The 22,208-nt window shown below is 48.1% G+C and carries 21 protein-coding genes and 1 pseudogene; 3 read left to right on the top strand and 19 right to left on the bottom strand.

The features are described from left to right. Window positions 1–11: 11 nt before the first annotated feature. From B5G11_RS07325 to truA, 9 genes are all read right to left on the bottom strand, one after another. Entirely contained in the window at window positions 12–1,136 is a 1,125-nt protein-coding gene (locus B5G11_RS07325; protein ID WP_087252695.1) for a carbohydrate kinase family protein, read from the bottom strand. 204 nt (window positions 1,137–1,340) lie between these two features. Next, entirely contained in the window at window positions 1,341–2,651 is a 1,311-nt protein-coding gene (locus B5G11_RS07320; RefSeq protein WP_087252694.1) for an O-acetylhomoserine aminocarboxypropyltransferase/cysteine synthase family protein, read from the bottom strand. A 54-nt stretch (window positions 2,652–2,705) separates the two neighbouring features. After that, window positions 2,706–3,635 carry a cysteine synthase A gene (cysK, locus tag B5G11_RS07315; RefSeq protein ID WP_087252693.1) on the bottom strand — a complete coding sequence of 310 codons (930 nt, stop codon included), beginning with the start codon at window positions 3,633–3,635 and terminating at the stop codon, window positions 2,706–2,708. Between the two features lie 303 nt (window positions 3,636–3,938). Next, window positions 3,939–4,373, bottom strand: a complete 435-nt coding sequence (locus B5G11_RS07310; protein ID WP_087252692.1) for an RrF2 family transcriptional regulator — start codon at window positions 4,371–4,373, stop codon at window positions 3,939–3,941. A gap of 67 nt (window positions 4,374–4,440) precedes the next feature. Then, window positions 4,441–5,205, bottom strand: a complete 765-nt coding sequence (locus B5G11_RS07305) for an acyl-CoA dehydratase activase (RefSeq protein WP_087252691.1) — start codon at window positions 5,203–5,205, stop codon at window positions 4,441–4,443. A 55-nt stretch (window positions 5,206–5,260) separates the two neighbouring features. Continuing rightward, window positions 5,261–5,515, bottom strand: a complete 255-nt coding sequence (locus tag B5G11_RS07300) for a DUF3343 domain-containing protein (RefSeq protein ID WP_087168545.1) — start codon at window positions 5,513–5,515, stop codon at window positions 5,261–5,263. 17 nt (window positions 5,516–5,532) lie between these two features. Then, complete coding sequence (locus B5G11_RS07295) at window positions 5,533–6,807, bottom strand: double-cubane-cluster-containing anaerobic reductase (RefSeq protein ID WP_087252690.1); 1,275 nt, start codon at window positions 6,805–6,807, stop codon at window positions 5,533–5,535. 160 nt (window positions 6,808–6,967) lie between these two features. Then, window positions 6,968–8,134, bottom strand: a complete 1,167-nt coding sequence (locus B5G11_RS07290; protein ID WP_087252689.1) for an aminotransferase class V-fold PLP-dependent enzyme — start codon at window positions 8,132–8,134, stop codon at window positions 6,968–6,970. A gap of 108 nt (window positions 8,135–8,242) precedes the next feature. Beyond that, entirely contained in the window at window positions 8,243–9,022 is a 780-nt protein-coding gene (truA, locus tag B5G11_RS07285) for a tRNA pseudouridine(38-40) synthase TruA (protein WP_087252688.1), read from the bottom strand. A gap of 118 nt (window positions 9,023–9,140) precedes the next feature. On the opposite strand from truA, the gene B5G11_RS07280 reads away from it, so the two are divergent. Then, a complete protein-coding gene (locus tag B5G11_RS07280; RefSeq protein ID WP_087168548.1) occupies window positions 9,141–10,286 on the top strand; it encodes a DUF4317 domain-containing protein in 1,146 nt (381 codons plus the stop codon). 150 nt (window positions 10,287–10,436) lie between these two features. Here the strand turns inward: B5G11_RS07280 and B5G11_RS16975 are convergent, their stop codons facing one another. From B5G11_RS16975 to B5G11_RS07245, 8 genes and pseudogenes are all read right to left on the bottom strand, one after another. Next, on the bottom strand, window positions 10,437–11,081 hold the full coding sequence (locus B5G11_RS16975) for an MmcQ/YjbR family DNA-binding protein (protein WP_087252753.1): 645 nt from the start codon (window positions 11,079–11,081) through the stop codon (window positions 10,437–10,439). Between the two features lie 179 nt (window positions 11,082–11,260). Next, window positions 11,261–12,085, bottom strand: a complete 825-nt coding sequence (locus tag B5G11_RS07270) for an energy-coupling factor transporter transmembrane component T (protein WP_087252687.1) — start codon at window positions 12,083–12,085, stop codon at window positions 11,261–11,263. Further along, entirely contained in the window at window positions 12,082–12,969 is an 888-nt protein-coding gene (locus B5G11_RS16970) for an energy-coupling factor transporter ATPase (protein ID WP_343215485.1), read from the bottom strand. The genes B5G11_RS07270 and B5G11_RS16970 overlap by 4 nt, the downstream gene beginning before the upstream one ends. Window positions 12,970–13,017: 48 nt before the next feature. Continuing rightward, a pseudogene (locus tag B5G11_RS16965) lies at window positions 13,018–13,857 on the bottom strand (energy-coupling factor transporter ATPase); the annotation flags it as partial. A gap of 121 nt (window positions 13,858–13,978) precedes the next feature. After that, complete coding sequence (locus B5G11_RS07260; RefSeq protein WP_087168551.1) at window positions 13,979–14,656, bottom strand: CatA-like O-acetyltransferase; 678 nt, start codon at window positions 14,654–14,656, stop codon at window positions 13,979–13,981. Between the two features lie 18 nt (window positions 14,657–14,674). Continuing rightward, window positions 14,675–15,193, bottom strand: coding sequence for a peptidylprolyl isomerase (locus tag B5G11_RS07255; RefSeq protein ID WP_087168552.1), 519 nt, complete (start codon window positions 15,191–15,193; stop codon window positions 14,675–14,677). A gap of 137 nt (window positions 15,194–15,330) precedes the next feature. Beyond that, on the bottom strand, window positions 15,331–15,957 hold the full coding sequence (locus tag B5G11_RS07250) for a hypothetical protein (RefSeq protein WP_343215482.1): 627 nt from the start codon (window positions 15,955–15,957) through the stop codon (window positions 15,331–15,333). A 65-nt stretch (window positions 15,958–16,022) separates the two neighbouring features. Continuing rightward, window positions 16,023–17,642: an alpha-glucosidase gene (locus B5G11_RS07245; RefSeq protein ID WP_087167239.1), complete on the bottom strand. Its 1,620-nt coding sequence runs from the start codon at window positions 17,640–17,642 to the stop codon at window positions 16,023–16,025. A gap of 293 nt (window positions 17,643–17,935) precedes the next feature. Between B5G11_RS07245 and B5G11_RS07240 the strand changes: the two genes are divergently transcribed. After that, window positions 17,936–18,832: a helix-turn-helix domain-containing protein gene (locus B5G11_RS07240; RefSeq protein WP_087167238.1), complete on the top strand. Its 897-nt coding sequence runs from the start codon at window positions 17,936–17,938 to the stop codon at window positions 18,830–18,832. A gap of 92 nt (window positions 18,833–18,924) precedes the next feature. On the opposite strand, the gene B5G11_RS07235 is transcribed toward B5G11_RS07240, so the two are convergent. Then, window positions 18,925–19,455: a hypothetical protein gene (locus tag B5G11_RS07235; RefSeq protein ID WP_087167237.1), complete on the bottom strand. Its 531-nt coding sequence runs from the start codon at window positions 19,453–19,455 to the stop codon at window positions 18,925–18,927. After that, window positions 19,415–19,966 (bottom strand): sigma-70 family RNA polymerase sigma factor, encoded by a 552-nt coding sequence (locus B5G11_RS07230; RefSeq protein ID WP_242958970.1) that lies wholly within the window; start codon window positions 19,964–19,966, stop codon window positions 19,415–19,417. The genes B5G11_RS07235 and B5G11_RS07230 overlap by 41 nt, the downstream gene beginning before the upstream one ends. Window positions 19,967–20,092: 126 nt before the next feature. Here B5G11_RS07230 and B5G11_RS07225 point away from each other — a divergent pair, with 126 nt between their 5' ends. Next, window positions 20,093–22,198 carry an ATP-binding domain-containing protein gene (locus B5G11_RS07225; RefSeq protein ID WP_158099230.1) on the top strand — a complete coding sequence of 702 codons (2,106 nt, stop codon included), beginning with the start codon at window positions 20,093–20,095 and terminating at the stop codon, window positions 22,196–22,198. Window positions 22,199–22,208: the final 10 nt, after the last annotated feature.

The raw sequence follows: 22,208 nt of genomic DNA, 5'->3' as shown, positions 1-22,208 counted from the left end.
TTATTTTCCTCCTATTCTTTCATAATCTTCTGCTTTTTCCAGCCATTTTGTATCTTTTCCCTTAATTCCGCGAAAGACTTTAAGCCGCTGATCGTATCGTATGTTGATACGCAGCACGCACCGGTCGCCGCGGCATATTCAATACTTTCTTTTGGTGTACATCCCTGCATGGCAGCATACAGAAATGCCGCAATACTGGTGTCGCCCGCTCCGGTTCCGGACAAAATCCGTTCAGGGACGAAGCTGTCTTCAAAAAGTTCTGTATTTTCCCAGCCTTCCAAGTCAGCATCCACGTTCCTCATTCTCTCTTTTCCCGAAGTCTTTAAGTACATACCTGCCGCACCGCATTTTAACAAGACAGCACCGCATCCATAGGACAGTACTTTCTCAGCCAGAGGCCGGACATCTTTGCTAAGAGAAAGAACCGATACAATATCCTCGCCTTCTGCTCTTTCCTGCCATTCCTGATATTTTTCACGATCCACCATATAAGCAAGCTCTTCGATACTCGGCACGAAAAAGTCCACATATGGAAGCACTTGTTTTAAGATACTTTCCCAGTCACACTGTCCCGATTCGGATTCCGGGTCAACAGCTGCGAGGTCCAAAGAAGAAGTAAGACCTGCGGACTTTACCGCTTTATACAGCTTTACCAGTCCTGCCCCATCATTTTCATAAAACCGGCGCATCAAAGTCGGATACCCAAAGTGAAAATAATCCACCTTTTTTACTTCCTCCCAGTCCAGGTCGTCTGCACAGAACGTGTGATTACTGCCTGGATCATGCAGAAATGCCCTGTCGCTTCCTTTTGGAGCAAGCACAATCGTATAAGAAGTGGCTCCCTCTTCATCCCGGATCAAATGCATCGGGCATCCGTACTCCTCCAGCTTTTTCATCATGATATCCCCGAAAAGATCTGTCCCGATTTTTGCTGTCAGAATCACATCCGCCCCCAGCTTCTGCAAAGCAAGTCCGGTATTGGAAACCGCACCTCCCAATGTCATCTGGGCAGGCCCCACATTGACAAGCTTCCCCTGTCTTAGAATTTCCGAAAATTTTTGTGTTCCGGAATTGTGGAATTCTGGAGTAATATCGAGGGAAATATGTCCTGCTACCATGATTTTTTTCTTTTTCATAAAGCCCTCCTTTTCCGTCTGAATACTATCTTTATCATATCATTGGAATACTAAAAGTCAATTCGCTTTTGTAAGCTTATTACAATTATCATTCAAGTTGTGACATTTGTAATATACATTTTTCACAATTTTCATCCTGCTGTTTGAATACAAAAAGAAGAGTTCCGAACTTTCTTGTCCAAAACTCTTCCTATACTTATTTTCCTATTTTATTCTCTCAAATGCCGTCTCCAGATCTTCGATTATATCATCAATATGCTCTGTTCCGATGGAAAGGCGAATAGTATTCGGACGGATACCCTGTTCTTTTAATTCTTCCTCATTCAGCTGTGAATGTGTTGTGGAAGCCGGATGGATTGCCAGTGATTTCACATCCGCCACATTTGCAAGGAGGGAGAAAATTTCCAGGCTGTCGATAAATTTCCTTGCTTCTTCTGCGCCGCCTTTGATTTCAAAAGTGAAGATCGAAGCGCCGCCTTTCGGGAAGTAGGCTTTATACAACTGTTTCTGATCTTCCTCTTCCGTCACAGCAGGATGATGGACACATTCCACCATCGGATGCTGATTCAGATACCGTACAACCTGCAGGGCATTCTCCACATGACGTTCCACACGGAGAGACAAGGTTTCCAGTCCCTGAAGCAGTAAAAAGGCGTTAAATGGAGAAATTGCTGCTCCCATATCACGCAGAACAATAGCACGAAGTTTTGTGATAAACGCCGCCTGCGGCGCGGCTTTGGAAAATACCACGCCATGATAACTTGCGTTTGGCTCTGTCAGAGACGGGAATTTTCCGGATGCTTCCCAGTCAAATGCTCCGCTCTCCACGATAATTCCGCCAAGGCTTGTCCCGTGGCCTCCGATAAATTTTGTCGCCGAATGAACTACAATATCTGCTCCGTGTTCAATCGGCCGAATCAGATACGGCGTTCCGAACGTATTGTCAATCACAAGCGGAATCCCATGGGCATGAGCCGCCTCTGCCGCCGCCTTAATATCCGTGATGTCCGAGTTTGGATTTCCCAGAGTTTCAATAAAAACGGCCTTTGTATTTTCCTGAATCGCATCTTCAAACGCTCCTGTTTGAAATGGATCTACAAATGTCGTTGTGATTCCATATTCCGGCAGAGTATGGGCCAGCAGATTGTATGTTCCGCCGTAAATATTTTTTGCCGCCACGATGTGATCCCCCTGTCCGGCAAGGCCCTGAAACGTATAGCAGATCGCTGCCGCACCGGATGCAACCGCAAGCGCTGCCGAACCGCCTTCCAGAGCAGCCATTCTCTGCTCAAACACTGCCTGGGTCGGATTGGTCAGACGGCCGTAAATATTTCCTTCTGCTTTCAGGCTGAAACGATCCTCTGCATCCCGGCAGTCATGAAACACGTAGGAGGTTGTCTGGTAAATCGGCACTGCCCTTGCGTCTGTAGCCGGATCCGCCTGCTCCTGTCCAACATGAAGCTGCAATGTTTCAAATTTCAGGTTTCTTTTGTCTCTTGTCAAATTTTTTTCCATACTCTGTCTTTCCTTTCGCTGCTTTTTTATTTTCTGGCCTGTTATTCGGATTCTCTATGCGGTAAACAACGGAGTGGAGTAGTACCGGTCTCCTGAATCCGGAAGCAGGACAACAATCGTCTTTCCTTCATTTTCCGGCCGTTTCGCAAGCTTCACTGCCGCCGCGAAAGCCGCACCGGAAGAAATTCCCACCAGAACACCTTCCTTCTGCGCAATCTGGCGCGCACCGGAAAACGCTTCCTCTGAACTGATGGTAAGAATCTCATCATAAATTTCCGTATCCAGCGTATCCGGGATGAATCCCGCACCGATTCCCTGCAGTTTGTGCGGGCCCGGCTTTCCTCCGGAAAGCACCGGCGAATCCGAAGGCTCCATCGCCACAATCTTCACATTCGGATTTTTCTCTTTCAGATAGGTACCCACGCCTGTGATGGTTCCGCCTGTTCCAACACCTGCTACAAAAATATCAACCTGTCCTTGCGTATCCTCCCAGATCTCAGGCCCTGTCATCTCAATATGCGCCTTCGGATTCACCGGATTCTCAAACTGCCCCGGAATAAAACTGTCCGGGATTTCCTGAGCAAGTTCCTTTGCCTTCTCAATCGCCCCTGTCATCCCGCGGGCACCATCTGTCAGAACAATCTCAGCCCCGTACGCCTTCAGAATATTTCTCCGCTCAACGCTCATCGTCTCCGGCATCGTCAAAATCAGCCGATATCCAAGAGACGCCGCCATCGAAGCAAGACCAATGCCCGTATTTCCAGAAGTCGGCTCAATCAACGTAGCCCCCTCCTTCAAAAGCCCCTTCTCTCTGGCATCCAGAATCATCGCCCTCGCAATCCGATCCTTCACACTTCCAGCCGGATTCAAATACTCAAGCTTCATCAGGATCTTCGCCTTCAGACCAAGCTCCCTCTCAAGATTCTTCGCCTCAAGAAGCGGAGTACCACCAACCATATCCAAAACACTACTAAAAACAGCCATCTAAATCCCTTCTTTCTATTTCGGGGACGTGTTCCGATGCACCGAAACCTGTCCCCAATGAGTTGATTTCCTATAAATTTTATAGGAATTATATGGTATCTGTTTCTCTTTGTCAAGGGGTTTTTGTTGTTTTCTATTGGAACGGGTAAAAGAAAAAGAGGACAAATGTCCTCTTTCTTTTACCCGTTCTTATTAGTACTTACTACTTCTGATTATCACTTATTAGTTCGTTTTAATTCTTATTGATCTTTATTTAATTTATTATTTATTTGCTTTTTTCCGCCATCGTGGTCTTTTTTTCTGTTAAATAATGTATTCGTTTCCTTTTTGTTTTTCCCATGTTACGAGATCGGCGAGTGTGTAGTGATCGATTACGCTTTTGACTGCGGTGTCGAGTTCTTTCCAGAGGCGGAGTGTGGTGCATGTTTCTGCGCGCGGGCAGTGGTTTTCTTCTGTTTCGAGGCAGTCTACCGGTGCCATGCTTCCTTCTGTCAGCCTCAGAATATCGCCGACTTTATATTGTTCTGCACTGTATTTTAAAAAATAGCCGCCCTGTGCTCCCCTAAGGCTTCGGATATACCCTGCTTTTGCGAGTACTCCTGCAATGCTTTCCAGATATTTGACAGAAATTTCCTGCCGCGCGGCTACGTCTTTGAGCCGGATTGGTTTTTCCTGATCATGGAGAGCCAGATCCAGCATCAACCTGAGTGCATATCTTCCTTTTGTTGAAATTTTCATGCAATTCCCTCCCAATCTTCTCTGTTATCATACCTGTTGTCGAGGGAATTCGTCAAGTGTGCTCTCTTTATCTTTTCTTTTTTTCTTCCGCCAGATAAGATGCGCCCAGGGCTCCTGCGTAGCGTCCGTTTTCCGTCGGTTCTACTTTTTTGCCGATTTTTTTACTGAGAATATCTGTGAAATAGATGCTGTGGCTCAGTCCTCCGGTCAGGATGATATGATCCGGAAGGTCCTTTCTCTGTGCCAGCTGTGCCACTTTTGCAGCTACGGAATCCACAACTCCGGCGGCGATATTTTCCCGTTTCTGCCCCTCACCGATGTAGTTGATGACCTCGGATTCGGCGAATACCGTGCACAGGGAGCTGATCGGAAGCACCTCCCCTGCCGCTGCCATCTCAAACAGTTCGTCGATGGTCACGCCCAGACGGTTAGCCATAATCTCCAGGAATTTTCCGGTTCCCGCCGAACATTTGTCATTCATCAGGAAGTCCACAACCATGCCCTGTTCCACCATGATGACTTTTGTATCCTGTCCGCCCACGTCAATGACTGCACAGTCTCCGTGTGCCAGTTCCCGTCCTCCTCTTGCATGGCATGTGATCTCTGTGATCACATGATCTGCAAAATCCACGGCCACACGGCCGTATCCGGTAGCAACAACGCGTGTATCCTCGTTTTCCACGTCTGCTCCCAGTTCTTTTAAATGTTCTTTTATCTTCTTCGTCGTCTCCTTACTGCTCCATCCGGTCGGAAGTACGAAATGCGCATTTGCATCCCCTCTTACCACAACCTTGGAAGCGGTTGATCCGATGTCGATTCCTACGTAATTCATGTTTCATTCCCTCCACCATGATTTGGGGACGCTTATTTGCGTCCCCGCCTGTTTTTCAGCAATACCGGTCCCTGTTGGGATCGATATCCTTTTTGATTTCTGCAATCTGAAGAATTTCAATCTGTTTTTCTTTCACAATCTGCCTGATCTGATCCAGATCTTCTTTTTTTACAAGAAGTGAAATGCCGCAGCACTTGCTCGCCTCGCGCGGAGTCGGAGCAATCGTACATTTCAGGCCGTTTTCTTTCATTTCCCGGTAAAGCCGCATCCCATTATCGTGATTGGGAAAAAGCACATAATATGAAATCATGCCTGCACCAGCTTTCTTTAGCTGTTTAACATTTCAATAAATGCGCTGATTCTGGTACGAAGCTGCTGCGCGTCGCTGTCCGTATAATCCGTTTCAATGCCAAGTACCGGGATACCTGCCTCTTTCAGCGCTTTTTCTACATGGTAGCCTTCACAGTCATACAGGCTGCAGAATTTCAGGTTTACGTCAATAATTCCGTCTACCTTATATTCCTTTGCAAGACGGATAATATCGTCGATTCGTGCGGAGTTCGGTGTAAAGCATGCACAGTTGATGCCCATATACCGCTCTGCCAGATGGTCGATCTGCTCATCCACCGTTCCCTCTGCTTCGTCCACAAGACGTTCAAAGTACCGGGTACCAGTACACATTTCTTCACAGACTACTGCACCGCCGCTTGTTTCTACCAGGTTGTGAAGCTTCCAGTTCGGAATCGCAAGCGGAGTACCTGTCAGCATGATTCTCTTTGTTCCTTCCGGGAATACGCTGACGCCGTCTTTGACTCTCTGATCCAGCTCATCGCAAAGCTTGTTTGTCATCTCGGTAAACCGGGTCGGATCATCATAGAATGCAATCTGGGAAATCAAAAGGGCATCCTTTCCGCTGATCGGAAGTTTTTCATTTTTTCTTAAATCATACAGTCTGGAAAGTGCCCGTCTCTTATTATTGATCAGGACAATGGCATTGTGCAGAGATTCTGCCGTCACCTGATTGCCTGTCATCTCTTCAACTACGCCCCGGAAAATACGGATCTCATCTGCCCATGCTTTGATGTCCTTTTCCCGCTTCATCTGCGGAAGATCCATGACATGGACCGGCACATCTTCCGCCAGAATTTCCCATGCTTTCTTTTTGCCGTCGCAGGTTGTCTCACCGACATACATATCCGCAATCCGGAAGAACGGACAGGTCCGGTCCAGTCTTGCCCCTACGGATGCCTTGATCAGCGGGCAGGTATTGGTCGGCAGCACCTTCTCACCGCCCGGGACCCAGAACTGGGAACCGCCGCACAGTCCCGTTGCAATTGCGTCTGCCGCAAACACAATTTCATCCGGCACATAGACACAAAACGTTCCAAATACTTTTCCGCCCTTTTTCTGATGCTCAATGAGCTCTGCCGGACGAACGCCGTGGATTTCCGCAACGACAAAATTATAATAATCCATTCCTTCCGGTCTGTTTTCCTGAGAAAGATACACATCTCCAAACGCCTGTGGAAGCACTTCGCAGAGCTGATCGTGGGTCTCTACGTCCATTCCAAGATCTTTCCACATCTGATGATAATCTGCCATTTCTTTTTCCTCCTTTGTCACGAAACAAAGACACGGCTGCTGGTAAGCCGCGCCTTTTGTCTGTCAATGATTCTCTTACGTTAAGGGTAACATGTTTCCGGAACTGCTTCAATTTCGCCCGGCAGATTATTCTATCGTTTTTTCACATAATTATAATTGTTTATAGATAATCTCTATTTTCAGTAATCCGCTTGACCGCTTCGATTCCTCTGGAAATTTCTTCTTCCGTATTTTCCTCACTGAAAGAAAACCGCACCGTTCCTTTTGGAAAAGTTCCAAGACTCTGATGGGCCAGCGGCGCACAGTGCAGGCCGACCCGCGTCATAATCCCGTACTCCTGTTCCAGAAGAAATGCCGCGATCGCATTATCCATTTCTGGAAAATCAAGAGAGACCACCGCCGTCCGGTGCTCCATCGTCTGCTTTCCGATCACACGCACACCCGGGATCTCTCTGACTCCGTCCAGAAACCGGGCGGTCAGCTGTTCCTTTTTCCTGCGGATCACATCGATTCCCGTTTCTTCCAGATAGGAAAGAGCCGCATGGAGCCCGATGATTCCCGGAAGATTCATCGTTCCGCTCTCGTACTTATCCGGCAGTTCTTCCGGCTGGGACAGCAGATCCGAATGACTTCCCGTTCCGCCGAGAATCACCGGCCGGACACAGGCATCCAGCTCCGGCGAAATCAAAAAGCCGCCGATCCCCTGCGGGCCTTTGAGCCCCTTATGTCCGGTAAATCCCAGAAAATCGATGTTTGCCTTCTGCATGTCAATAGAAAGTGTCCCCGCACTCTGAGCCGTATCCACCGCAAAAAAGACATCATGCCGTTTGCAGACCTCCCCGATCTCTTCAATCGGAAGCACCGTTCCGCACACATTGGAAGCATGCAGCACAAGCACCAGCCTTGTCTTCGGACCGATCTTCTTCTCCACGGCCTCAGCTGTCACCTCGCCCTCTGACGACGTCCTTGCCACATCATAAGAAATTCCCTTCGTCTTCCTCAGCTGTTCCAGCGGACGCATCACACCATTATGCTCCATGCCGGAGACCACCACATGATCCCCCTCCCTCAAAAATCCATTTAAAAACATGTTCAAAGACCATGTGATTCCCGGGGTAAAAATCACCTGTCTGGAACTTTCCGCATGAAACAGCTTCGCAAGCATCTCACGCGTATCCAGCACCCGGCCCGCCAGCTCATAAGCCCCCTCGTAGCCGCCACGATTAATATTAAACGCACCCCGCTCCAGAAGCTCCGCCATCGCACGGCCCACACCCGGCGCCTTCGGAAACGACGTACTCCCATTATCAAAATAGATCTTCCCCATCGCTCCTCCTTTCCGGGGACGTGTTCCGATGCACCGGAACACGTCCCCAGTGAAAATTATCTGACAATTGGCTCCAGCCCTTGATTTTACTGGGCTGAAGGCCATTTTTTACTCATTTACGTCGTGTACCTTTGAATCGGAACACGTCCCCGATGAATATTGTATTTTTGCAAGTCTGAGGCCTTGTGGTGGTGCGGTGACGCCGGCTTCAGTTCGTTCTTTTGTTTCGAGGATTTCTTTGACTTGTTCTGGCTGATAGAATCCCCGGCCGACGCGGATGAGTGTGCCGGCGATGATGCGTACCATGTTGTAGAGGAAGCCGTTTCCGCTGATGTAGATGGTGATTTCTTCTCCGTCCCGGACAACGTCGAGACTGTAAATGGTGCGTACGGTGTCGTCCGTGTTTGTGCGGATATTGCAGAAGCTTTTGAAATTGTGTGTACCGATGAGGTAATTGGCCGCCTCCTGCATTTTGGCCTCATCCAGCGGGAAGGAGACGTGGCTTGTGGTCAGGCGTTTCAGCGGATCCGGGAGTGATCTGTTGAGAATGTGGTATTCGTAGTATTTGGTGCAGTCCTGATATCTCGGGTGCCAGTCCAGAGGAACTTCCTCGGACTGTGTGACTACGATGTCCTCTGGCAGTCTCTGGTTGATGGCATAGGCAAACCGTTCCGGTGGAATTGTACTTGTTGTATCAAAAACTGCCACATTTCCAAGGGCGTGGACGCCGGAGTCGGTTCTGCTTGCTCCGATGATGTGAATATCTTCTCCGGTAAGTTTGCTGAGTTTTTTATTCAGTACTTCTTCAATTGTGATTCCGTTTGGCTGTACCTGCCAGCCGCAGTAGTTGGTGCCGTCGTATGCGACGGTCAGTTTGATTCGTTTCACGTTCTGATCCCCTTCGTCTGTTTGCTTTCTTCATTTTAACACACCGCGGCCAAAGAATCTGCCTTTTTCTTGTACATTTTCTTCATCCATGATAAGATAATCTGCGAGGTGAACGAACATGAATAAAAAAGAAATCGCAGAAATTAAAAAGCAGTTTTCTCCTGCCAACTGTGCCATTACGCGGATCTGTGGCTGTTATGTAGACGGGGAAAAGACGATAAAGACGAAATCAAAAGATGCGTTCCTTTCTCTCCCGGAGGAGGAAATGTTTAAATATTTTGATCTGTTTAAGAAGACGCTTTCCGGAGGAATCGGGAAAAATCTGATGGATATGGAGTTCCCGCTGGAGCAGGAAACTTCCGGCGGCACCCAGGAGTTTCTTCTGAGACTTCGGGACAGTAAACTTCAGGATGATTCTCTTCTGGACGAGTTTTATCAAAAGATTATCGATTTTTATAATTATGGGGAAAATTATTATATTATTCTGATTCATGCAAACTACGATGTGCCTGGAAAATCTTCCGACGGGGAAGAAATGTTTGATGCTTCAGACGAAGTATATGAATTTCTCCTTTGCAGCATCTGCCCGGTGAAGCTTTCCAAGGCAGGGCTCTGCTATAATTCGGAGACCAATCATATTGAGGACCGGATCCGTGACTGGATCGTGGAAATGCCGGATATCGGATTTCTGTTCCCGGCGTTTAACGACCGCTCCACGGACATCCACAGTCTTCTGTATTATTCGAAAAACGCAAAAGAATTTCAGGATGATCTGATTGACAATGTCCTTGGCTGTCATGTGCCGATGCCTGCAGGGGATCAGAAATCCACCTTCCAGTATCTGGTCAGTGATACCCTTGGGGATTCCTGCAATTTTGACACCGTAAAAACACTGCATGAGAATCTGACAGAAATGATTGAAGAGCATAAAGATGAGCCGGAGCCGCTGCGTCTGGACAAGACGGATGTGAAGAAACTTCTGGAGCGAAGCGGCGCCAGGGAGGAAAATCTGGAACAGTTTGACCGGGAATTTGATGCTGCTGCCGGGGACACGCCGTCTCTTCTGGCGTCCAACGTGGCCAACACCCGAACCTTCGAGGTCAAGACTCCAGATGTGGTCATCAAGGTAAATCCGGACCGGACTGATCTGGTGGAAACAAAATTGATTGACGGCATCCCATACCTTGTCATTCAGCTCAGTGACAGCGTGGAAGTCAACGGCATTCCCGTTTCCAACCGGCCGTCCGGATCTATTTCAGAATAGAGACACATACATAACAATGGCGCCAGTTCTGCTGAGGTCAGAAATTCCCTTCTGCCTTGGCAGGACCGGCGCCTTTTTACTGGTTTAAGCGTTCTTCTGCTTTCCTGATCGTCTGTCGGAAGGTAGAATTTTTTGCATTCTTTCTTATAATCAAATGCCATCTTCGTATGCTCTTTTCAGATTCTCCATCCTCTGACGGATATCAGCTTCAAATTCCGCCTCATCCAATTCCGGGTTCTTTGTTGTCCTCCAGATTTCACACGGCAGATCCTCACATCCGGCACAGCTGGTACGGTACTTTTTGTAAACGGCGCACCGGTAAATCGGGCAGGCCTTTCCCTTCGGAGCGTGGAATACTTTTCCGGAAAGCTCATTGCATCCCCCGCAGATGGAACCATAACAGCTGCACGTATAACATTCTGTACCACAACAGGTGATGCCCAGAATTTCCCGCTGCCGTTTCCGGCTGAATCCTTCCATCACCAGGCGGTACGACTCATCCAGCATGTCTTTCATCAGGTCGTCCGGCACCTCCCCGTCCGGGCGGATCGAGTTCCAGTTGATTTTGTCAGAATAGTATCCCGGCAGAACATCTTCGTACCGGCTGCGGAACACCTCACCTTTTACCGGTTCCAGCTTCAGATTGATATAGTAAGGGCGCTTTTCCTGGTCCAGGCAGATGGCTGCAAACATTTTCCCGCCTACATGATATCGGATCCAGTTCCAAACCGGCTGATAATCTTTCGTCACGCCCCGCTTTTTTAACAAGTACGCATCCATCCACTCATATCTCATCTTGTCTCCTCCTCTTTTTCCTTGACTATAGCACACAAAACATGACACCTGTCTATCATGTTTCCATTGTATCAAAAAAAGAATCTGTTTTACCGTTTTGCCGGTAAAAAGATTCTTTTTCTGATACATAAATTTTATTCTTGTTTTGCACCCTCCCGCTGAGAATGCTTTCCTCACCATTAAAAAATCCAGATATGAAACGGCAGAAATCTTCCTGCTCCCACCGCAACGACCATGTATACGATTACGATCACATACGCGCGGATATCCTGACTACTGTAGACAAGCGGCTTCATCTTTGTTCTGCCTTCTCCGCCACGATAGCACCTGGACTCCATTGCCATGGCAAGGTCATTGGCTCTCCGGAACGCTGAAACGAACAGCGGCACGAGAATCGGAATCATGGCCTTGGCCTTCTGGATAATATTTCCGCTGTCCAGATCTGCTCCTCTTGCGATCTGGGCTTTCATGATTTTATCCGTCTCCTCCAGAAGAATCGGAATGAACCGAAGTGCAATGGACATCATCATTGCGATTTCATGTACCGGCACATGCAGATGATTCAGCGGACGCAAGAGACTTTCGATGGCATCGGTCAGTGCCGTCGGCGTTGTCGTGAACGTCATCAAAGATGCGCCCATGATCAGATAAATCAGACGGATTGCCATGTAAACTGCTGTCCGAAGCCCTTCTTCCGTCACCCGGAACATCCAGATGTGAACCAGAGTTCTGCCACCGGTTGTCAAAAACAGATTGAAGAGAATCGTAATCAGCAGCAGAATGAAGATCGGCTTCAATCCTTTGAGAATATATTTTACCGGAACTTTGGACAATTTGATGCATCCAAAGAGAAAGATCGTGGCAATCAGATAGCCCGGAATGCTCCGGAATAAAAATAGCGAAATCAGATACAACAGTGTACTGACAATCTTTACACGCGGGTCCAGTTTATGAACAAGGCTCTTCGCCGGATAATACTGGCCTATTGTAATATCTCGTATCATTGTTTTAATACCCTTTCTATTTCATCGGCTGCTTCCTCCACAAGAGTGATATCTGTAGAAACCGGAACTCCCGATTCTCGCAGTTCGTGCATAAGATATGTCACTTCCGGTGCGGCAAGTCCCACTTCTTCCAGCCGTTTATAATGTCGGAAAACCTGTTTCGGTGTGTCATCAAAAATCTTTTCTCCGTGATTCATGACAATGATCCGGTCCACATATTTGGCAACGTCCTCCATACTGTGGGAAACCAGAATTACTGTCATATGGGTGGTCTTCTGGAGCAGTGCAATCTGATCCAGAATGTCATCCCGTCCTTTCGGGTCCAGTCCCGCTGTCGGCTCGTCCAGTACCAGCACCTTCGGGCGCATGGCAAGGACACCTGCAATGGCCGCCCTTCTCTTTTGTCCTCCGGAAAGATCGAACGGAGATGCATTGTATAAAGACTCTGGAAAACCAACCATCTCCAGTGCCTCTTTTGCTCTCTTCTTACATTCCTCCTCGGAAAGCCCCTGATTTTTCGGGCCGAAGCAGACATCGCTCAATACATCCGCTTCAAAGAGCTGATGCTCCGGATACTGGAACACCAGTCCCACCTGCTGCCGGAGAGCTTTCATAGAGTAACCCTCTTTATAAATATTTTCACCGTCAAAATACAATTCTCCGCCGGTAGCACGGATCAGACCGTCCAGATGCTGGATCAGCGTAGATTTCCCGGATCCGGTATGTCCGATGATGCCGATAAATTCGCCCTGCCAGATATCCAGATTGACATCCTTCATGGCCTGCTTTTCGTAGGCAGTTCCCGGACTGTAGACATAATTCAGCCCGCGAAGGCTTAAAATCGGCTCCCCGTCCGGTCGGGTACGCGCGTGATCTTTGACCACTTCCGGCGGCAGGGAATTCTGAAGAACTCCTCTCTCCTTTGCAAGGACACAAACCTCCTGACAAAGCTTCTGTCTCGTCAGCGTTCCCGCGGAAACCGGAAATCCTTTTTTAATCAGCGCATCCGCTACTGCTGTCGCCTGCGGCACATCCAGACGGTAATGCTTTAACAGATCCACCTGCGAGAAGATCTGCGTTGGATTTCCCTGCATGACGACTTTCCCTTTATCCATTACATAAATATAGTCGGCATCCGTCACCTCTTCCATATAATGGGTGATCAAAATGACCGTCACCTTCTCCTGCCGCTGCAGATCCCGGACCGTCCGGATCACTTCCTTCCGGCCATTCGGATCCAGCATCGCCGTCGGCTCATCCAGCACAATACACTCCGGCCGCATGGCAACCACACCTGCAATTGCCACCCGCTGCTTCTGTCCGCCGGAAAGCTTGTTCGGCGAACTGTAACGATATTCCAGCATACCTACTTTTTCCAGCGCATCCTCTACTCTTTTCCAGATCTCCTTTGACGGCACCCCCAGATTCTCCGGGCCGAATCCAACATCCTCTTCCACCACCGTGGCAATGATCTGATTGTCTGGATTCTGGAACACCATCCCCGCACTCTGGCGGATGTTCCACAGCTCATCCTCATCTTTGGTATCCCGGCCGCCGACCCACATCGTGCCGCCTCCCGGAATTAAAAGCGCATTGATATGCTTTGCAAACGTGGATTTTCCGGAACCATTGTGTCCCAAAATGGCAATAAACTGCCCCTTTTCAATCTCCAGATCTACCTCATCAATGGCCCGCTGCTTCCCGATGACATTTCCTTCCTCGTCTCGTTTCTCATATTCAAATACAAGCTTGTCGGTTTTTACCATACTCATCTGCAGTCAACCTCTTACTTCTTCATTTTTCACCATATTTCGTATAGTGTACCACATTCCCGGTCATTAGTAAAATGGAAAAAGAGCTGCCGCCAGAACCAGCAACAGCTCGCATCTCTCTCTAATCGTGCATTTCGTCTTCCTTTTCTTGCTGAAAACCTCGGCAGCACTCTTCTAGCAGCCGGAAAAAATTCTCTGCATGCCACCCGTCATTTACCGCATGGTGAAACTCTACTGTTACAGGCATTTTCATCCGTCCGTTTTCCTCATGATACTTTCCAATCATCACAAAAGGAATGTAACTGACATTGTCCGTTCCATACTTTGTAAAAGAATTCGGCTTGGCGTACGAAAGACTCGTGTAAACAGTATTCGGCATCGTGGAAATATGCACGTCATCCATCGCCTTTTGCTGATAGGCATACAGGCTGCTGCATTTTTCCGCTTCTTTCTTATCCTTTAAAAACGCCTCATAGAACTTCTGGAAATCCTCCTGGTATCCTGTCCGTTGATGTGTAAAAAGATGATCCGTGTTCTTGCGCATCAAAGTATAATGAGTATTCACATGATCCCATACGCAGACTTGACCGTCCACTTTTGCATACCGGTATCTTTCATCCAAATTGACTGTCTTGGTAATACAATAACAGATAGAAGGATAAAATTTCCATTGATGTTTATGAATCGTCTCCAGGAATTCCGTAATATCAATCTCAACTGTCAGATAAAAAAGATAGCCGTGAAACAATTCATAAATCTCTTTTCGATCCCAGTTTTCATAGTCGATTTTCTTTTTCATCTTCCTGTTCCTTTTAACCTAGATCGTTTCCGGTTCCGGATATTCTTCGCCGAATGTCTCCACCGTAACTTTTTTCATTCTCTGGGTTTCCAGCGGACGGTCACTGTAGTCTGTCGCTGTCTCAGCAATCTTATTGACCACGTCCATTCCCTCTGTCACCTTTCCAAATGCTGCGTAAGCGCCGTCCAGATGCGGAGCCGCTTCATGCATAATAAAAAACTGGCTTCCCGCAGAATCCGGATGCATCGCACGTGCCATGGAAAGCACACCCGGCGTATGCTTCAGATCATTTGTCACACCATTCTGCGCAAACTCACCCTTAATGGAATAACCAGGGCCGCCCATACCTGTACCATTCGGGCATCCTCCCTGAATCATAAATCCACGGATAACTCTGTGGAAAATCAATCCATCATAAAATCCCTTTCCTGCAAGAGACACAAAATTTCGAACTGTATTCGGGGCAATTTCCGGATATAACTCCGCCTTGATGATATCCCCGTTCTCCATCTCAAACGTAACTACTGGATTTGCCATATCATTTCTCTCCTTTATCTTTATTAGGCTAAAACGATTGTAACACACTCCTCTGCGGCAGGCAAGCCGCCACACTCTGACGTCAACCTCTTTTCTGTAATACAATCCGGAAGGCTCGGCCTGCATAATTCCGGCCATTACTTTTCGGACAGCTCATACAAAATCATACCGCCCTTCTCCTCACAGCCCGTATTCCAGATCTCGTGAAAGGAAAAAGCCTTCTTCTCTCCGTAAGTCGCCGTCTGAATCAGAAAATCCTTCTCCGTCTCCTCATAGCCTATCACCATAAACCAGTGCCAGATATAATCCTCAAACACCTCCCGGTTTTGATGACGTAAAAGCAGAAACGGCACCGGATACCCTCTATCCATCCGCTCCTTCAAAGCCTCCTTCGCTTTTCCTTCCGGCTCTCCGCCCCACAAAATCTCCATCCGAAGTTTCGGCCTTTCCGGATCCGGATGATCCTCAAGATACCGTGAAAAACCATCCACAAACCACTCCGGATTCTTCACGCCTCCAACCCGCGGCTTGATATACGGCTTCATCATCTGGCTGAACACAACATAGTCATCCTTATTCAGATTTTCAATGTCAAACGGATACCATCCTGTATTTCCAAATCTCTTTCCAAAATAAATACACGTATCACAAGCCGCCGCTGCTGCACAGCCACCAATATGCATCACTACATTCGAAAACCAGTCCTGATTCCCTCCAACAGCACCATCAATCCCAAAATAATCCAGCTCCAACATAGTTACCATCACCCTTTTACGGGGACGTGTTCCGATGCACCGGAACACGTCCCCAAAATACAGTTGTTTTTTAATTATCTGTCAATATAGATTATTGCTTCGTACGGACGTAATATTCCGTCTGTGTTTTCTGTGTTATAGTTATGTATCAGTTTTTCTGTTTTATTCCATTTTTCTATCAGTCTGCATGGTGCCGGTGTAGCTGTAAAGTTTGCGATGACGCACATTGTTTCTGTTTCAGTTGTGCGTGTGTATGCAAAAATCTGTGAGTCTTCTTCAAGCAGGAGATGGAATTCTCCTTCTGTGAAGATTTCGTTTGCCTTCCGTAATTTTATCAGCTTTTTATAGTAGTTGTAAATAGAATCTGGATCTTTGGTTTCATTTTCTGCATTGATTTCTGTGTAGTTTGGATTGACTTCGATCCATGGGGTTCCTGTGGTAAATCCTGCGTTTGTGCTGTCGTTCCACTGCATTGGTGTCCGTGCGTTATCGCGGCTTTTTGCGTAAATGGATTTCATAATATCTTCTTTTTTGTATCCTGCTTCCAGCCGCTCCTCGTACATATGGAGTGTCTCGATATCGCGGTAATGGGTAATATCCGGGAATCTTACGTTTGTCATTCCCAGTTCTTCTCCCTGATAAATATATGGAGTTCCCTGCATTCCGTGTAGAATGGTTGCAAGCATTTTGGCGGATTCTACGCGGTATTCTTTGTCATTTCCCCATCTGGATACGATTCTTGGAAGGTCATGGTTGTTCCAAAACAGGCTGTTCCAGCCGCTTCCGTGCAGTTCTTTCTGCCATTTTGCAAAGTTTTTCTTCAGTTCCACAAATGGAAGCGGGCTGAGGTCCCATTTTTCTTTTCCTTCTTCCTGATCCAGCATCACGTGCTCAAACTGGAATACCATGGAAAATTCGCTGCCGTCCGGATTGCTGTAACGTTTTGCCCGTTCCGGGTCCGCGCCCCATGTTTCACCGACCGTAATCAGATCTGCCTTCTGGAATGTTTCTTTACTTAACTCCCGCAGAAATTCATGCAGTTTTGGACCGTTTGTCGTGATTTTCTTATCTGGTTCTTTGGCAATCTGATCGATGACATCCAGACGGAATCCTCCAACACCTTTGTCCATCCACCAAAGAATCATATCGTAAATCTCCCGTCTGACCTTTGGATTTTCCCAGTTTAAGTCAGGCTGTTTTACAGAAAACTGATGGAAATAATACTGACCAAGCTCCGGTACCCATTCCCAGGCCGAACCGCCAAAGGATGCCTTCATATCATTCGGGAGCACTCCTTCCTCACCATCACGCCAGACATAGTAGTCGTGGTACGGATTATCCTTGCTTTTCTTCGCCTCCTGAAACCAACGGTGTTCATCGGAAGAATGGTTCAGCACCAGATCCATAATAATTTTGATATTTCTTTTTTTTGCTTCCGCAATCAACTGCTCCATGTCGTCCAGTGTTCCAAACATCGGATCAATATTTTGATAGTCCGAAATGTCGTACCCATTGTCGTCCTGCGGAGACTGACACACCGGCGAAAGCCAGAGTGCGTCCACTCCAAGATCCGCCAGATAATCCAATCTAGAAATAATACCCGGAAGATCACCGATTCCATCCCCGTTACTATCCTGAAAACTCCTTGGATAAATCTGATATACTACCTTATCCTGCCACCACTTTCTTGCCATAACAAAACTCCTCCTTTGACTTTTTTCAGTACCCTGGCATCTCCAAATCGCCGCCTAGAACTGTCACATTTTCTCATACAATATTAAAAACTCGCTCTATTCTGAAATTTTTCATTGGGGACAGGTTCCGTTGCATCGGTACACGTCCCCAACAAAAGGGTTAACTGTATTATACTTGCATTTTTTGTTTTTTTCTTGTATTATTATCTTACTATTTTGTACGATTCTGCTTTTCAGGTCCTATAAGCCCTAAAAAAACCTATAAGTGCTCAACAGGTTGGGAGGTGTATTGGATGTGTGCTGATATGGATCTTCGTGATCGTTCGTTTTTGATGAAGCGTGAGGGTGTGCGGCATGGGGACCGGCTGTTTCCGCTTGAGAAGTATGATGTGGTGTTGTCGGAGGAGTTTCCTCTGGTGCCGGCGCACTGGCATGAGGAGGCGGAGTTTACCTGGATCCGGTCTGGTTCGTGTGTGTATCATATTGATTTGTGTGATTATCCGGTTGGGGAGGGGGATGTGATTTTGCTGCCGCCGCGTGTGCTGCATTCTGCGGGTTCGTTCCCGGAGAGCCGGATGGTTTCGGAGTCCTTTGTGTTTCATATGAATTTTCCGGGTGCGGGTGGTTCGGATCTCTGCAGTATGAAATATCTTCGTCCGTTTGCAAACCGGGAGGTGCAGTTTCCGTATGTGTTTTCTTCCGGCCATTCTGTGAATCCGCATCTGCGGGATCTGATGTCCCGTCTGAGCAAGTTGTATGAGTCCCAGGAGGAGGGCTATGAGCTTTTGATGAAGTCCTTGTTTCTGGAGTTATTTTACCGGATCTGGTCGTTCCGCCTTCAAAAGACGGCCTCCGTTTCTTCCAGGGAGCAAAGCGAGAAGCTGAAACTGGTGCTGGACTACATTGATCTCCACTTGGAATCTCCCATTACAGTTTCCACGCTTGCCGAAATCTGCTGTTTCAGTGAATCGCATTTTATGCGGTTTTTTAAGACCCATGTAGGAATGACCTGTACGGAGTACATCAATGCGCTTCGCCTGGAAAGGGCCTGGCAGCTGCTGCAAAGCGGCAGGTATTCTGTCATTGATGCGGCCTTTTCCAGTGGATTTCACAACCTTTCTTATTTTTATCGGGTCTTTAAGAAAAAGTACCATATGACGCCAAAGGAGGCCTTAACCCAAGTGGAATAACGAAACCGGACGCCGGAAGTCTGCCCTTCAAAAGCGATCCTGTCGGATCGAATCGGGCGCCTCCCGGCGTCTTTTGTATCCATCCTGGCTCTTTATTCTTCTGTAATGGTAACGTTTGGCTCCGGTTCTGCGTCCGTCACCTGAATGCGGTACGTCTTCCCATCCTTCTCCCAGATGGTTTCGTACTGTCCATCCCTTCGGATTTCCTCCGTAATATCCCGCTCTTCTTCCCCAAGAACCAGTCCGATAGTCTGCTGATCTTCATGCCGTACCACAGACACGCCAAGTTTCTCTGCTTCTGTCATTTCTCTGCTGGTCCTGGTTCCTTCTTCCATATGGATCACATACTGATCCCCTTTTTTCTCCAGTCCGGCTCCAATCTGAAGGACTTTCCCGTCTGCAAAAAATTCCACCTGAAACTGTCTGGCCGCCGCTGTGCCTACGATCGAGCAGGCAAACATTCCAATGCAGGCCGCCGCAAGAACCACTGCCTTTCTCCGGGCCGGCCTTCTGGCCGCCCGCTTCCTCTGCATCACCTTGTTCACTGCATGTTGATCCGGCCTGAGCCTGGTGCATGCCATTTTATAAATTTCCATTTCTCTGAACCCGTCTGTCTGATTCATAACGTAATCTCTCCTTTCCATCCGCCATTTCCCATGTCTGCTTTAACTTCTTCCTCGCCCTCGCAAGCTGAGTCTGAATGGTGGATTCCTTTTTCCCAAGCATTCCTGCAATCTCTCTGATGGAATATTCTTCGTAATAATAAAGATAAATGACGACTCTGTATTTTCTTGGGAGCAAAAGTACATCCGCCAGAACTCCCTCCTCTGTCGTCAGATCCGCCGGACTTCCGGATACCAATGTGTCCGCTCCCGGATGCAGTTCTTCCAGAAGTGCTTCCCGTTTCCGGAAGGGCTTTGCAAACAGTCGCCTGGATTCCCGGACGGTCACCTGAATCAGCCATCTGCGCAGGTGCTCCTCACTTTGAAATTCCGGTACGAACCGGTACAGCCGAAGAAATACATTCTGCATGACGTCCTCTGCATCGGCATGATTTCTGCAGTCGTGGAGGGCAATCCGGTACACCATCGGGCTGTATGTTGTCACAATTTCGTTATATCGTTCGTTGTCCACTGTCTTCCTCCGCCGAAACATATTTTCTGAAAAGCTTTTCACTTATCATACCTGAAAAAAGTGGAAAAATCCCACTTTTTCGGATTTTCTTTCGATCGTTCTCCTGCTATAATGGAAAGACAGTGTTTGGGATGGCCGGAAAAGAAAGGAATGATCATGATGAATCAGGATTATCAAGAAGAACTCCTGCATCTGGAAAGCTGTCTTTCCGTGATTCAGGAAAATATCCGGCTGTATGAGGCCAGAGAACAGGCCTCGCGAAAAGAGGTTACAGCGTTGTTTCAGGCTGTCCGCAAGGGGGAGGGGGATTCCTACGGTCAGCTGGTCGCAAGCCAGAATATTCTGGAGCATGTGCAAAATACCCTCCGCAAAAACAGATCGGCGCTGCATCAGCCGTATTTCGGGCGGATTGTCTACGACGATCTGACCTACGAGGCCTCGGAATGCTGCTATATCGGGAAAAACGGCATTTCGAAAAATCAGACCGACGTGATTGTCGTGGACTGGCGGGCTCCGGTGGCCAATGTGTACTATGAAAACAGTCTGGGAAACGGACATTACGCCGTTCCCGGATCCAGCGATGTGGAAATCGATCTCCACCAGAAACGGACCTACGACATTTCCGATGGCACGCTGCACGGCTACTACGATGATGATATCGCCGCCAATGACGACCTGCTGGTGAAATATCTTTCTCAGAATAAGGACGCCGTGCTGGGGGATATCATCGCCACCATCCAGAAGGAGCAGAATACCATCATCCGGGATCTGCCCAGCAAAAATATCATCGTCCAGGGTGTGGCCGGCAGCGGAAAAACAACGGTGGCCCTCCACCGGATCTCGTACCTTCTGTACAACTACGAAGATCTCTACAAGCCCTCCGAGTTCTGCATCATCGGAAGCAGCGACATGCTCCTGCACTATATCCGGAGCGGTCTGCCGGAGCTGGATGTCCACCATATCCACGAAATGCGGATGGATGAAATCTTCCCGTATCTGATGGAGAAAGCCTGGAAAAAGCAGTATCAAATCGTTCCGGATTATCCGGAGGCGGAAATCAAGAGCCACCTGCCTTTTATCCGGGCACTGGACCGGTTTCTGGCAGAACTTACCGAGGAAGCACTGAACCTTTCGGATATCACGGATCCGGATCTGGGCGTGGTGCTCTCTCTGGAGAGCATGCTGGAGGCAAAAAGCTATCACCCGGAAGATTCTCTCTATCAGTTCGAGAAACACTTAAATGAACGGATTCTCTCCCGGCTGAAATTTCTCTGCACCGAGCGGTCATCCGATTTTAAGAAAGCCAAACGCCAGGCATTCCGGAAGTATTTTGACTCTTCCGTCCACAAATGGACGGTTCCGGGACTTTACCTTGCATTTCTCACCGAATTGGAAGAACAGGATTCCTCTCTTGATTTTTCTGCGACAAAAGCCGGTGTTTCAAAAGGGAAAACCGATGTTTACGATGCGGCCGCCTTTGGCCTCATTTACCGCCGGATCTTCCAAAAACAGGATCAGGATGTATTCAGCCAGATCTTTATCGATGAGGCTCAGGATTTCGGTGAAACCGTCTATTATGTCCTCAAGCAGATGCTTCATGACTGTTACTTTACCATTATGGGGGACGTCTCCCAGAACATCCGCTACGAGACCGGCATGAACGACTGGGAACAGCTCAAAGAAGCCATGTTTGATTCTCCAAAGGACAGCTTCTACCTTCTGCTGAAAAGTTACCGGAATACCATAGAAATTTCCCGCTTTGCAGGGCAAGTCCTTCAGCGGGCTTCCCAGGGCGGCTACCAGATCGATCCGGTGATCCGCCATGGTCAGCCGGTATCCATTCTGCAGGCAGAGCCTTCCGGACTCTTCTACCAGCTGCAGGAGACTCTCCGGCACGTCCGGGAAAAGAAGTTTGAAACCATCGCCGTCATCTGCCGGACGCCGGAAGAGGCCGCAGAGCTGAAATCCGGCCTTGGCATCCCTCTGGAAGAGGACGACAACAGCTTCCACAACGGCGTCATGGTGCTTCCGGTCTCTCTGACCAAAGGTCTGGAGTTTGACTGTGTCATCCTCTGGAAGCCGGACGAAGACCACTATCAGGATCATCCAAAGGACGCAAAGCTCCTCTATGTGGCCATCACCCGTGCCCTCCACGAACTCTATCTTCTGACGGACCGGCCGCTTACTCCTCTTCTTTTGACTTCCACAGGCAGCGAAAGTGTGCTAAAATAAGGCCGTACAA

The sequence above is a fragment of the Drancourtella sp. An57 genome (assembly GCF_002161525.1).
GTDB classification, from domain to species: domain Bacteria; phylum Bacillota; class Clostridia; order Lachnospirales; family Lachnospiraceae; genus Sellimonas; species Sellimonas catena.
Note: the sequence above shows the minus strand (reverse complement) of the source record. Positions and strands in the feature narration are given on the sequence as shown.

Excerpts from the sequence above, each read along its gene's own strand:
- B5G11_RS07325 (WP_087252695.1), bottom strand. The coding sequence starts at position 1,136 with ATGAAAAAGAAAAAAATCATGGTAGCAGGACATATTTCCCTCGATATT.
- B5G11_RS07320 (WP_087252694.1), bottom strand. The coding sequence starts at position 2,651 with ATGGAAAAAAATTTGACAAGAGACAAAAGAAACCTGAAATTTGAAACA.
- cysK (WP_087252693.1), bottom strand. The coding sequence starts at position 3,635 with ATGGCTGTTTTTAGTAGTGTTTTGGATATGGTTGGTGGTACTCCGCTT.
- B5G11_RS07310 (WP_087252692.1), bottom strand. The coding sequence starts at position 4,373 with ATGAAAATTTCAACAAAAGGAAGATATGCACTCAGGTTGATGCTGGAT.
- B5G11_RS07305 (WP_087252691.1), bottom strand. The coding sequence starts at position 5,205 with ATGAATTACGTAGGAATCGACATCGGATCAACCGCTTCCAAGGTTGTG.
- B5G11_RS07300 (WP_087168545.1), bottom strand. The coding sequence starts at position 5,515 with ATGATTTCATATTATGTGCTTTTTCCCAATCACGATAATGGGATGCGG.
- B5G11_RS07295 (WP_087252690.1), bottom strand. The coding sequence starts at position 6,807 with ATGGCAGATTATCATCAGATGTGGAAAGATCTTGGAATGGACGTAGAG.
- B5G11_RS07290 (WP_087252689.1), bottom strand. The coding sequence starts at position 8,134 with ATGGGGAAGATCTATTTTGATAATGGGAGTACGTCGTTTCCGAAGGCG.
- B5G11_RS07280 (WP_087168548.1), top strand. The coding sequence starts at position 9,141 with ATGAATAAAAAAGAAATCGCAGAAATTAAAAAGCAGTTTTCTCCTGCC.
- B5G11_RS16975 (WP_087252753.1), bottom strand. The coding sequence starts at position 11,081 with ATGAGATATGAGTGGATGGATGCGTACTTGTTAAAAAAGCGGGGCGTG.
- B5G11_RS07270 (WP_087252687.1), bottom strand. The coding sequence starts at position 12,085 with ATGATACGAGATATTACAATAGGCCAGTATTATCCGGCGAAGAGCCTT.
- B5G11_RS07260 (WP_087168551.1), bottom strand. The coding sequence starts at position 14,656 with ATGAAAAAGAAAATCGACTATGAAAACTGGGATCGAAAAGAGATTTAT.
- B5G11_RS07255 (WP_087168552.1), bottom strand. The coding sequence starts at position 15,193 with ATGGCAAATCCAGTAGTTACGTTTGAGATGGAGAACGGGGATATCATC.
- B5G11_RS07250 (WP_343215482.1), bottom strand. The coding sequence starts at position 15,957 with ATGGTAACTATGTTGGAGCTGGATTATTTTGGGATTGATGGTGCTGTT.
- B5G11_RS07245 (WP_087167239.1), bottom strand. The coding sequence starts at position 17,642 with ATGGCAAGAAAGTGGTGGCAGGATAAGGTAGTATATCAGATTTATCCA.
- B5G11_RS07240 (WP_087167238.1), top strand. The coding sequence starts at position 17,936 with ATGTGTGCTGATATGGATCTTCGTGATCGTTCGTTTTTGATGAAGCGT.
- B5G11_RS07235 (WP_087167237.1), bottom strand. The coding sequence starts at position 19,455 with ATGAATCAGACAGACGGGTTCAGAGAAATGGAAATTTATAAAATGGCA.